Below are 9,538 nucleotides of genomic sequence, written 5' to 3' on the forward strand. Positions count from 1 at the left end.
CGGAATGGAAATCGAGCCGAAAAGGCACGTTCGCCGTCAGTATTCGGTGCCCTTCCTGGCGCGATGGCCCGCGTCGAACGGGTGTTTCTCCTTGCGGACGTTCGTGACGAGATCGGCACGGTCGACGATGTAGGACGGTTCCTCGTGACCACCCGTGAGGACGAGTTCGAGCGCGTCGGGTTTCGATTCGACGAGCGAGACGACTTCGTCGGATTCGACGAGCCCCTGATTGGCTGCGTACAGGATCTCGTCCAGAACGAGCATGTGGACGCCGTCCGCCGCCGGCCCATCGAGCGCGAGCGGTGACGTCAGATCGGCGTCGTCCGCCCCAGCGAGCAGGTCGCGGGCGCGTTCGAGCGCACCGCGTGCCCGCGCGGCGTGTTCGTCGTCGGCCGACCCATCCAGGAAGCCGTGCCAGCCGTAGTGGCCCGAGTTCTCGTAGCTGAACCCCTCGATCGCGGCGATAGCATTGTACTCGCCGCGCGTCGCCTCGACGCTCGCGGCACCACCCTTCATGAACTGGAGCATGTGGACCCGGTAGCCGTGGCCGGCCGCCCGGAACCCCATCCCCAGCGCCGCCGTCGTCTTCCCTTTCCCGTCGCCCCACCAGACCTGGACCAGCCCGAACTCGTCGGGCGCTGCCGGCTCGATGGGTTCGGCGGCCGGCGACACTCCACGCCCCGGCGTCCGTCCGTGCTGTGCCTCACGGTCGCCGTCATCCTCGCCGTCGCTCATTGACTCTCGTCTGCGGGCCGCCTCCCTAACGGTTCTGCTCGTCTCGATTCAGAGTTCGAAGACGTCCGCACGGCGATCGGTCACGACGCCGTGGTCGGCATCGGCGACCGATCCTGGAACCCCCCGATCGGCGTATCGCGAGCGAAAACTCGCCCGGATCGCGTCGCGAACGCACGCCCGCGCTGCGGCACCGACCGGAGTCGCACTGCCCGCGAACGATGCCGGCTCGCCCGCGACGTCGCTACCGACGATCACCGCGTCGCTCGTCGTTCCCGAAAACTCAGTCGTGGGGAGCAATGTCGCCGTCTTCGCCTCCACGACGGTACCGAGGAGGCTCGCGAGCGTCGCCCGTTCCAGATCCCGGGTCGTGGCGACGACGAGGTTCACCGTGCCGACGGGCGGTGATTCGTCCGTCGGTTCGTCCGCCGATCCGTCGACCGGCTCGTCGATTACCTCGGTCGGTGTCATCGGCAGCGTCGCCGGGTTCGACAGCCCGACGGTCGCGTAGGCCACGACGGGATCGAGTCGCGCACCTCGCAGGTGTTGCAGCTCGACGCCGGTCAGTAGCGCCGGACCAGGAACCTCGAACCCGGCTCGCTCCCGACGTTCGTCGATGTAGGAATCGAGATCCGTGCGCTCCCAGCCTTCGGGCACGCTGACGTTGTAGGCGGCGTCGGCTCGCGAGAACCCGCCGTTCCAGCCCGTCGAGAGCCAGCGCGCGCCCGGCCGACGAAGGCCGAACACGCCGTCGGCCGTCATCGCCTCAAACACCGAGCGCCTCCAGCAGACGATCGTTTTCCTCGGGGAGTCGCACGGCGACGCGGACGTGCGAGTCGAGCCCGCGGAAGGTGGTGGCGTCGCGGATCGCGAGACCGTGCTCGCGCGCTCGATTCAACAACCCGTCGACCGATCTGTCGCCGACGTCGAGCAGGACGAACGGCGCATCGGAGGGGTGGACGTCGAATTTCGATCCGAGTGCCTTCGTCATCCGCTCGCGCTCGGTGGACACTCGCTCGCGGGTGTCAGCGACGAACTCGTCCCGGGTCATGCAGAACGAACCGGTCGCGAGCGCCGGCACGCTCACGTTCCAGGTTCGTCTGGCGTTCCGCAGCGCCGAGCCGAGCGCACCCGTCGCGACCGCGAAACCGGCGCGGAGGCCAGGTAGTCCGAACAGTTTGGTGAGCGAGCGCGCGACGACGACCCCCTCGCGGCCCGCGAGCGACGGCCGATCGGTGAAGCCGAGGAACGCCTCGTCGACGAGCAGCGTCGTTCCGGCGGCCCGGCAGCGCTCGGCGAACGCGTCGAGTCGGTCGGGATCGTAGGCGTTGCCGGTCGGGTTGTTCGGGTTGCAGACGACGGCCAGCGCGTGATCGGTCGGGTCGGCGTCGAGCAGTTCCGCCTGCGGGACGAGTTCAGGATCGCCGTCGTGCAGACGAATCTCGCGCCCGTATTCGGCGAAACTCGGGTACGGAACGAGCGCCGATTCGCCCGGCTCGATGGCGAGCGAGATCGTCGCCCGGATGGCCGCGAGCCCACCCGGTGTCGGGATCACCTGTGCCGGTTCGCAACCGACGTAGGCGGCCGCCGTCGCGCGATACTCCTCGGGTGGTTCGGCCGGATACGAGCGTGCATCGGCGAACGCCTCGCGATAGACGTCCTCGATCCCGTCCGGAACGTGGGGATTCGTGTTCGCGCTGAAATCAACGATGTCAGGGTCGTCGCTGCTGCCGTGTGGCTCCCGGCCGACCTCCCGCACCGTCTCAGGCCGCACGTCGTTCCTCCCGGTTACGGCCGCGACGATCACTACCGCTATCGTCCGATTCGCTCTCGATGATTACGGTTCGCTCGGCGGTTCGTCGATCGTCCGTCGTCGTGGCTGTCGTGTTCATTGCAATAGTGCCTCCGCGACCGCGGCGTCGCTCGGGTGGTTCACGTTGACCGCGAACCGCTCGTCGTCGATCACGATCGTCTCGTCCTCTCCGTCCTCCGCGACGATATTGATCCCGGACGGTGCGACCGTTTCGCCGTCGACCGCCATCGTCGTTCCGATACTGACACCCAGTCGTCGTTTGCACGCAGCGGGGACGGCGACCGTGAGCGAGCCGGTATCGTGGCGATCGAGCACGCGATCGACGGCAGCACCGTCGAGCAGCGGGAGATCGGTCGCGACGGTGAGAATGGGTGGGTCGCTCCGTTCGAGCGCGTACTGGAGGTCGGCGACGTAGCCATCGCCGGGAGCCTCGATGACGTCGTGATCGAGATGGTCGCGTGTCTGTAGCGTGTGCGACGAGACTACATGGCTGACGGCTTCGATGTGGCTGTCGGCGAGCGCCCCGCGCACGCGATCGAGCATCGGTCGACCGCCGATCTGGTAGAGCGGTTTCTCAACGTCGCTGTCGAGTCGCGTGCCGCGACCGCCACACATCACCAGTGCGTCCACGCGATCACCCCCACGTGCAGCGCGACGATTCGGGCGATCTCGTTCGTCGCACCGAGAACGTCGCCGTTCACCCCATCGAGCGCCGTCCGTGCAAGGCGAAGCGAGCCGAGCGTGACGATCACTGCGGCGAGGAGCATCGCCCCGGCGATCTCGATCCGCGGCCAGGTCAGGATCGCTGCCGGAACGGTGCTCGCGACAACGAGTGGTGCCGAACGCGACCCGGAACGTCCGGTGAGCGACGCACCGAGACCGTCGTGCGGTGCCGATCCGAAACAGACGAGCAGCGCCATCCCGCCCTTCGCCCCGACCTCGGCAATGACGACGAGCAGCGCGGCCCGCAGCGGGAGCGCCGCGAGTGCGAGTCCGGCCGCGAGAAGCCCGGCGATCACGATCGCGACCGCGAGCGCACCGCCAGCGCCGACATCGGTGTCCTTCAGCACCGCGCGGCGCTCGTCCGGCCCGCCGTGCACGACGAGCGCGTCGCCGAGGTCGATGACCCCATCCATGTGGTTGATCCCCGTGACGAGATAGACGGCGACGACGAAGGCGAACGCGATCGTCGGCGCTGGTCCCGGGAGTGCGATCGGGAGCAAGAGGAACGCACCGACGACGTAGCCCGCAAGCGGCATGCTCACCGGCGTAGCGCGGAACGCCTCCCAGGAATCGCCATCGTGGCCGACGGGGAGCCGCGAGAGGAACCCGAGGGCACCTCGGAGCGCCCTTAGCACCACGCGGCAACCCCCGTGAGCAGCACGGCCACCGCTCCCGCGACGGCGATCACTCGCAGTCCGCGGCGCGCGTCCGCCGTCGTCGGGAGTCCAGCATCCGGGTTCAACACGTAGGCGTCGGGCTTGCGGAGTTCGACGTCGAGCACCGCGGCCATCGCCGCCATCGGCCAGCCGGAGTTCGGCGAGGTGGGTTCGCCGTGCCATCGGCGCGCGCGGGCAAGCGCGATCGGCGAACCGCCGGCGAGCGCGACGAGCACAGCACTCAGTCGGGCCGGAAGCCACATGACGGCGTCGTCGAGGCGGGCGCTCGCCCAGCCGACCCGCTTCGAGCGGTAGCCGAGCATCGAATCGAGCGTGTTGACCGCCTTCACCCAGATCGCGGCCGCGACCGCCACCGGGAGGGAGAGCTGCACCCCGAGTGCGAACGCCAGGAGGGGTGCAAGAAGCCCGTCGGCGAGGTTCTCGGCGATGCTCTCGACGACCGCGCTGCGGAGTTCGCCAGCCGAAAGGGTCGCCGTGTCGCGGCCGACGAGCCCCCGTATCGTCGTCCTGGCTCTTTCGGGGTCGGTCTCGATCGTTCCGACGACGTCGGCGGCCACCGAGAGCAGCATCCGGAGGCTCGTCGTCGCGAACAACGCGAGCGCCACGACCAGCCCGCCGACGAGTGGATGCAAAGAGTCGGCGAGAGCCGTGAGCCCGCCACCGATCGCGGCCGCCCCGAGCGGCAGCGCCAGGGCGACGACCGCACCGACCGACTTCGGGTGAGACCACGACCGATCAAACTGGCCGACGAGCCGTCCGAACAGCGCAACCGGATGGATTCGACGTGGGAACTCCTCGAAAACGAGATCCAGTACGGCTGCGGTTCCGAGCGCCACCACCGCTACCGTCCCCATCGTCCTCCCGACCAACCCGGTCGATCGGCGTGTGACGGTCGAACGCGTGGGTCCGGGGCGACGCCTGACATCGTCGTCTGGTCGAACGGTGGTAGTGCGCCGGGTAAATATGTGTCTGCTGGGTCGTGTGGCGCGATCCGCCGCGGGGACGGTGGAAATTTCAAGTGCCAGCACGACGCCACCGGTTCAATGGTTGCGCAGACTGGGATGACTGTCCCGTCGCTCAGCCCTCCGGGACGGCAGCGTCCTCGCTGTCGGTCTCGTTGCCGGCGTCGGCTCGACGACTGATGACGAAACCGATGGCCGACAGTATCAGCGCGAGGGCGACGAACACCCCGAGGAAGACGAGGTCGGCGAGCGAGAGGACGAACGGCCACGGGGTGATCCCGTAGCCGTCGGCGGCGAACACGAACGCGAGATCGAGGACGATCGGCGTCAGCACGACGAGGACGGCGAGGCCGTAGAACCCACTCGCGAGCATCGCTGCCGGCGTCCGTCGGGAGTAGAAGAACACACCGGCGAGCACCGCGACGGCGAGCAGGGCGGGCCAGCGAAGCCCGAAATCCGCCAGCAGCCACGCGGCGTACGCGCCACAGAGCAGCGCGAGAACGACGGCGAGGGCGGTGGTTCGGGCCGAATGACGCTGTCCGCCGACGAGACGGCGAACCGAGCGCGAGCGCCCGCCCGCATCGTCGGCTCGGGTATCGCTCGCCATCTCAGTCCCTCCGTGGCCCGACGGCCTCGCGCGGCGGGCGTTCGGGGTTCGGCATCGGTTTTCGCGTGGGTGGGGCGGGGCCGTCGCGCCAGTCACCGTGGGGGTACTCGCCGAGTTCGGCTTGGAGATACTGCTTGCCGAGCGAAAGCGTTATCCATGGGTCGCCGATGTCGGTCATGAGATCACCGAGCATGCCGTCGTCGGTGAGACTACCCGGTCGGGACGACGACACGTCGTTGTTCGCAAAGCGGTTGCCGCCACGGGCGGGTGCGCCGAGAGCGAGATCGGCCCGACCGGAGTCCGCAACGCGATTGTCGTGGACACGGTTGCCGCCCGGTCGCCAGAGGTTCGCGTCGATCATCGGAACGGCACCGATGCCGAAGTTGATGTGGCCGGTGACGTCGTTGTCGACGATCTCGTTGTCTCGCCCGCCGGCGACGTTGATCCCGGTGCCGAAGGCCGCGTAGCCGAACGCCTTCGCCGGCGCGTCGGCGTTGTTGTTGTCGTGGACCTCGTTGTTTTCGATGCGCATGGCCGACTGCGGTGCGAGCGCCTCCGAATCGAGCGTGTTCGGGACGATGCCGCCCATGTTGTGCCGCCAGACCGAATCTCTGAGAACGAGGTTACCGCCGGCGTTGGTGCCGGAGTAGCCGATCCCGTTGCGCTCGGCGACGACGTTCTCGACACGTGCGTGCGAGGGGTTCGACTGGCCGATATAGAAGCCCGAATCGGGATGGCCGGCCGCGTACGAGTGCTCGAAGCGGCCGTTGACCGAATCGAACGCGTACAGTCCGTAATCACCGTTGTTGACCGCGGTGAGAGAGCTCCCCCGGTAGCCATCGACGCCGGTCCAGTAGAAGGCGTTGTACGCATAGCCCGTCGCGGTCAGGTTCTCCATCACCACGCCGTCGGCCAGCGCGATGATCCCGTTGTATCGCGTCCCCTCGCCGTCGAGGACGACTCGGTTCCGGTCGCGCCCGCGGATCGTGATGTCCGGCGTGTCGAGCACCCGGACTTCCTCGGTGTAGCGCCCCGGGCCGATGAGCACGAGATCGCGAGGGTTCGCCGCCGAAACCGCCGCCTGGATCGTGTCGTGATCCTCCGGAACGCGGCGTGTCCGATAGTTCTCGTACTCGCGGGGCGGGTCCCGGTCGGGAAGCGCCGCCGGGGTAGTGTGGGAATCGCCCGCGCCGACGGCCATCCGCCCGAGACCGACCGTCCCCGCCGCACCCGCTGCAGCCCCGAGTTTCAGGACCTCGCGTCGGTGTCGTTTCGTGTCCTCGGTCATCGCTACCACCGATCGTATATTTCACGAACGAACGGTAATAACAGTTCCCCCGCCACAGCTACCGAACGGCGACTGTTAGCCGGTGGGTGAGAAGAGCTTGCACCAGCCGTCGGGATGGATGCGTCCCTCGACCAGCACGCACGCACCGAGTTCGTCGTCCCCTTTCGCCGGGATGAAATGTTGGCAGCCGGAACAGCCCTGGCCATCCTTCGGGGTCGACTGGTAGGCGACGGTGTCCTTGGCGGTGAGCGACGACGGATCGCGTTGGCGATCGCTGAGACCCGTCGCCGTCTCGTAGCGTGCCGGCACGGAGCCGTTCGTCATTCCGCCGGTGCGAGCGGTGGTGGTCGAGACATCGTCGTCGGCAGTGGTCGCGTCCGCATCCCCGGACTGGCCCGCGTCGGACCCCAGACAGCCGGCAAGCACGGCGGTCGAGCCCCCACCGATCAGCCGGAGGAACGTCCGTCTATCGTCCATATCGGAGCTCACCCCTCGTGTGCCCCATCCAATCCATCCCGTGTGGATTCGACGATGGCCGTCGACGAGTGGTCGTCGGGCAATCCCTCGCTCGTTTCGCTCGATCGCGATACGAACGCCGGCTCGGAGCAGCAGTGATGTTTTTTCCGACCGTTCGATCGACGGACACTGAGCGCATCTGTGGGTGTGAATGACTGCCCATCCACGAAAACGTTTCGTACAGTCGATCGAGAGAGCAGCCCGGACGCCGCGCCGACGAGCGTCGTCGAAGTCGATCGAACCACAGTTCGGGCCCGGATCCGGGTCGGCCTGTCGCGTCTCGTCCCAACCGTTATCCCGCCGTGTGATCTACTATCATATGGAGGGACTAGTCATGCCTCTACGACAGCGCCGGGACGATTCCGGTACGGGGAGAGCGCCGGATCTCAACGAGGTGATCGACCGCATCCTGAACGGTGGCGGCGACCCGTCGCCGACACCCGGCCCGTAAGCCACCGCGGGCGTCCCGTCCCCTCACCGTGAGGGGAACGGGTTTTTCTCTCGATACAGTTACGTGCGTCGTTCAGCCACCGGCAGCCGGCAGGAGACCACGAAGACCGGTCATCATGGCGATGACGACGAGCATGAGACCGGTCATTCCCATGAGCCAGTGCAGCGCGCGGTCGTTCAGCCGCCCGACGCGCCCGCCGTCGGGATCGGCCGAGGCCAGTTCGACGAGCATCGCGGTCTGCAGCGAGTGGAGCGGGCCGAACGCGATGAGGAGCATGACGCCCGTCACGCCGAGCGCGCCCCAGAGATAGATCGACGGCGAGGACCAGTAGCCGAGGCGGTACGCGAGCGCGATTCCCGAACCGATCGTCCCGAGCGTCAGCGACTCGCCGACGACCATGATCTTCGGCGTGAGATGCGGGATGACCGCGGCGGCCGTCTCGGGGCCGGCACGGTCGAGCGCGGGAGCCATCACGTACCGGAAGAAATAGTCGAGCCCGAACCAGAACGCCCCGAGCCCGACGTGGACGTAGAACAGCAGCGTTTCGCTCCCGGAGAGAAAGGCAACGACGGGAAGTCCGAGAATCGATCCCGCGGCGGTGAACGCGTAGCGCGACCCCGCGGCCCTGACGACGAACCAGATCTCCTCGACGGACGACGTCGGTTCAGTTACTGTTGCCATACCCCTCCCGTGTCCGATATCGCCTTAATGGTATTGGCCTGAACAGTTCAGCTGTCGGACGTAGTTACGGATGTTTCACCGATCGAATCCGGCGGCGTGATCATCACGATATACTGCAGGCCGGCCGTTTAGGACGGTGGCGGCCGACCCGTGCACATGCCCTTCGAGGCGACGATCACGTCGATCCACCGGATGACCCCGCGGGTGAAACAGTTCGTCGTCGAGGCCGAGGAGCCGTTCGATTTCGAGCCTGGCCAGCACACGACGAGCTGTCGGTCGTCTACTCGCTCTCCGACGAGGACTGGGCGGGTCCGACCGGCCACATACAGGATCGCCTCGACGACCGTCTCGACGACCTCGACAGGGATTTCTACGTCTGCGGCGTTCCGGGGATGGTCGTCGACACGAAGGACGAACTCGACGAGCTGGGCGTCGACGACAATCGGGTGTTCTCCGAGGGTTGGGAGGACGGCGAGGTCGAGGACTGAGCGAGCACTCTACCGACTGGACGGATTCACGATCCCTGCTCGGCATCGACGATGCTTACCGAAACGGCGACGAGTTTTCGCAGGACAGCGGCCGTCGATCAGGACGCGCCGTCAGCACCGTCGAATCCGTCGGCAGCCGCGACGAGATCGCCGGCGAGCGCGGCGGCCTCGATCGCGTCCGCGCCGAGGAGGTAGGTCACGGGTTCGATACCGAACGCGCCCTCGTGGTAGATGACTCGCGGGACTGCCCCGCGCTCACGAAAGCGCTCGCGGAGGTGTTCGGCACGGCTCTCGTAATCCGCGTCGAATCGCAAGGGATCGATGCCGTGTTCCTCGGCCGCCGCGAGCAGCGCGTCGGAGGTGGCGAGGTTGAGCGCGCCCCGAACGGAGGGGTCGATCGCCATCGCGGCGAGCAGGGTCTCGGCGACGTGCTGTGAGGCCCCGAACTCGGGCTGTGCCGGAACGAGCACGCGCCCGCCGACCGCGTGGATGCGCCCGGGGACGGCCGCGACCGCGGTCGCATCGGGCGCTTCGGGCAGCGCCGTGGCGACGTTCGTGCCGACCTTCGGGACGTGGGCGGCGATCTCCGCCGTGTTCGTC

Annotated in this window: 12 protein-coding genes; 1 reads left to right on the forward strand and 11 read right to left on the reverse strand. The window is 67.6% G+C overall.

Going from position 1 to position 9,538, the window contains the following annotated elements:
- Positions 1 to 36 precede the first annotated feature (36 nt).
- The 9 genes from C448_RS07530 to C448_RS07570 form a co-directional block, all read right to left on the reverse strand.
- Positions 37 to 735: a cob(I)yrinic acid a,c-diamide adenosyltransferase gene (locus C448_RS07530; protein ID WP_004053407.1), complete on the reverse strand. Its 699-nt coding sequence runs from the start codon at positions 733 to 735 to the stop codon at positions 37 to 39.
- 48 nt (positions 736 to 783) lie between these two features.
- On the reverse strand, positions 784 to 1,506 hold the full coding sequence (locus C448_RS07535) for an adenosylcobinamide amidohydrolase (RefSeq protein WP_004053408.1): 723 nt from the start codon (positions 1,504 to 1,506) through the stop codon (positions 784 to 786).
- Entirely contained in the window at positions 1,499 to 2,506 is a 1,008-nt protein-coding gene (locus C448_RS07540) for a threonine-phosphate decarboxylase (RefSeq protein ID WP_049916146.1), read from the reverse strand. Before C448_RS07540 ends, C448_RS07535 begins: the two co-directional genes overlap by 8 nt.
- A gap of 114 nt (positions 2,507 to 2,620) precedes the next feature.
- Positions 2,621 to 3,160 carry an NTP transferase domain-containing protein gene (locus tag C448_RS07545; RefSeq protein WP_004053412.1) on the reverse strand — a complete coding sequence of 180 codons (540 nt, stop codon included), beginning with the start codon at positions 3,158 to 3,160 and terminating at the stop codon, positions 2,621 to 2,623.
- The gene (cobS, locus tag C448_RS07550) at positions 3,160 to 3,906 is read right to left on the reverse strand and encodes an adenosylcobinamide-GDP ribazoletransferase (RefSeq protein WP_049916148.1); all 747 of its coding nucleotides are present in this window, start codon (positions 3,904 to 3,906) and stop codon (positions 3,160 to 3,162) included. The genes C448_RS07545 and cobS overlap by 1 nt, the downstream gene beginning before the upstream one ends.
- Complete coding sequence (gene cbiB, locus C448_RS07555) at positions 3,897 to 4,799, reverse strand: adenosylcobinamide-phosphate synthase CbiB (protein ID WP_004053416.1); 903 nt, start codon at positions 4,797 to 4,799, stop codon at positions 3,897 to 3,899. Before cbiB ends, cobS begins: the two co-directional genes overlap by 10 nt.
- A 223-nt stretch (positions 4,800 to 5,022) precedes the next feature.
- The gene (locus C448_RS07560; RefSeq protein ID WP_004053418.1) at positions 5,023 to 5,514 is read right to left on the reverse strand and encodes a hypothetical protein; all 492 of its coding nucleotides are present in this window, start codon (positions 5,512 to 5,514) and stop codon (positions 5,023 to 5,025) included.
- A gap of 1 nt (position 5,515) precedes the next feature.
- Complete coding sequence (locus C448_RS07565) at positions 5,516 to 6,802, reverse strand: right-handed parallel beta-helix repeat-containing protein (protein WP_004053420.1); 1,287 nt, start codon at positions 6,800 to 6,802, stop codon at positions 5,516 to 5,518.
- Positions 6,803 to 6,877: 75 nt separating this feature from the next.
- A complete protein-coding gene (locus tag C448_RS07570) occupies positions 6,878 to 7,279 on the reverse strand; it encodes a high-potential iron-sulfur protein (protein ID WP_004053422.1) in 402 nt (133 codons plus the stop codon).
- Positions 7,280 to 7,637: 358 nt separating this feature from the next.
- Between C448_RS07570 and C448_RS16905 the strand changes: the two genes are divergently transcribed.
- A complete protein-coding gene (locus tag C448_RS16905) occupies positions 7,638 to 7,769 on the forward strand; it encodes a hypothetical protein (protein WP_275039127.1) in 132 nt (43 codons plus the stop codon).
- 72 nt (positions 7,770 to 7,841) lie between these two features.
- On the opposite strand, the gene C448_RS07575 is transcribed toward C448_RS16905, so the two are convergent.
- Positions 7,842 to 8,450, reverse strand: coding sequence for a hypothetical protein (locus tag C448_RS07575; protein ID WP_004053425.1), 609 nt, complete (start codon positions 8,448 to 8,450; stop codon positions 7,842 to 7,844).
- A 586-nt stretch (positions 8,451 to 9,036) separates the two neighbouring features.
- Positions 9,037 to 9,538: thiamine-phosphate synthase family protein (locus C448_RS07585; protein ID WP_004053429.1), on the reverse strand; the 502-nt coding region annotated here is incomplete at its 5' end.

Source organism: Halococcus morrhuae DSM 1307, assembly GCF_000336695.1.
Lineage (GTDB): Archaea > Halobacteriota > Halobacteria > Halobacteriales > Halococcaceae > Halococcus > Halococcus morrhuae.

Excerpts from the sequence above, each read along its gene's own strand:
- C448_RS07570 (WP_004053422.1), bottom strand. The coding sequence starts at position 7,279 with ATGGACGATAGACGGACGTTCCTCCGGCTGATCGGTGGGGGCTCGACC.
- C448_RS16905 (WP_275039127.1), top strand. The coding sequence starts at position 7,638 with ATGGAGGGACTAGTCATGCCTCTACGACAGCGCCGGGACGATTCCGGT.
- C448_RS07565 (WP_004053420.1), bottom strand. The coding sequence starts at position 6,802 with ATGACCGAGGACACGAAACGACACCGACGCGAGGTCCTGAAACTCGGG.
- C448_RS07575 (WP_004053425.1), bottom strand. The coding sequence starts at position 8,450 with ATGGCAACAGTAACTGAACCGACGTCGTCCGTCGAGGAGATCTGGTTC.
- C448_RS07560 (WP_004053418.1), bottom strand. The coding sequence starts at position 5,514 with ATGGCGAGCGATACCCGAGCCGACGATGCGGGCGGGCGCTCGCGCTCG.
- C448_RS07545 (WP_004053412.1), bottom strand. The coding sequence starts at position 3,160 with ATGTGTGGCGGTCGCGGCACGCGACTCGACAGCGACGTTGAGAAACCG.
- C448_RS07530 (WP_004053407.1), bottom strand. The coding sequence starts at position 735 with ATGAGCGACGGCGAGGATGACGGCGACCGTGAGGCACAGCACGGACGG.
- cbiB (WP_004053416.1), bottom strand. The coding sequence starts at position 4,799 with ATGGGGACGGTAGCGGTGGTGGCGCTCGGAACCGCAGCCGTACTGGAT.